Source organism: Kitasatospora sp. NPDC057692, from assembly GCF_042799475.1.
GTDB lineage: Bacteria > Actinomycetota > Actinomycetes > Streptomycetales > Streptomycetaceae > Kitasatospora.
Map to the genome: position 1 here is coordinate 1 of NZ_JBHVIV010000205.1, position 1199 is coordinate 1199.

The 1199-nt window shown below is 36.7% G+C and carries 1 protein-coding gene; it reads right to left on the reverse strand.

Going from position 1 to position 1199, the window contains the following annotated elements; all coding sequences use genetic code 11:
* The coding region (locus tag ACFVFS_RS40820) for a tetratricopeptide repeat protein (protein ID WP_380630186.1) at positions 1-1051 on the reverse strand (1051 nt) is incomplete at its 3' end.
* Positions 1052-1199: the final 148 nt, after the last annotated feature.

Below are 1199 nucleotides of genomic sequence, written 5' to 3' on the forward strand. Positions count from 1 at the left end.
GTTCAAAATAGTATGCAGCTTTTTCGAAGTCATCCCTATTCTTATAATATTCAGCTATTTCTATTGAGAGATCGGCTGTCTCTGACCACAGCTGCATTTTTTCGAGGACTTCGATGTTTTGTCTGACCTCTTGGTCATTTTGCTTTTCATATAAAGAATGGATCAACTTTAATTTCGCTAAATACTCCCGTTCTCCTTCAGCCGTAGCTTTTTTCAAAGCTTTGTCATACCATGTTCGGGCAAGTTCGTAATCGCCTAATTGAAAAAGCACTTTACTAAGCATATACGCCGAGCGGACACCTACAAATGACTCTATATGTTCTGGAATAGTCCAAGCTTGTTCAAAACAGGTTGATGCTTCAGCAAACATTTTTCGCCGTTCATAAGCAATTCCTAAGTTAAAAAGGGCCAAACTTTCAGAGTATCTAAAGTCATTTGCTTTTGCTATAGTTCTTGCGCTTTCGTAGTGCTTTTCAGCTTCTTCAAAGAGCAGCAAATCAAGTTTATTAGCACCTAGCATCATTTCACAGTTGATTGTTTTTTCTTTATATGTGTCATGTGCTTTGAATGTGTCGTAAGCAATTTCAGCATGCACTAGTGAGAAATGGTTTTGATCTATCTGATAATAAGCTTTTGACAAGTAGTAATGGAATTCAGCTTTTTCGATTTCATCAGGGATCCTTTTAAGGCGTTCCTCGGCTATTTTGTAGTACATAATGGCTTTAGTGTATTGCTTTTTATAATACGCGTACATGCCGGAGAAAAAGAAAAAATAATACTGGATCATATCATCAGTTTCGTGTTCTTCGGCAGTTTTTTCGAGCTCGTCAAGAACGCCGCCGGACTTGCTATATTCCTCTTTTAGAAGCAGATAACGTGCATCTAAAAGGTTATAGTAAAGCAAAACGTCTTGGTTCTCATCCATTGAATCCAGAAGAGGTTGTATTTCTTCTTTTTTTGCATCTGCTGCCGATATATTATGCTGTTTAATGCTTGAATACCATTGATTCAGCATGTTTGCAACTTTTTCATATGCAATTGGTGAGCTCAATAAGATTACCCCCTTTATCAATTTTTTCGAATCTTATAAATAATTACATTATGGCAGAGGGAAGGGTTATTTTGAAGAGAATTGTAAAAAAAAGAGAGTATTTACCCGTGTAGACATGTAGACACGTCTACAATGTGGTGTTATTATC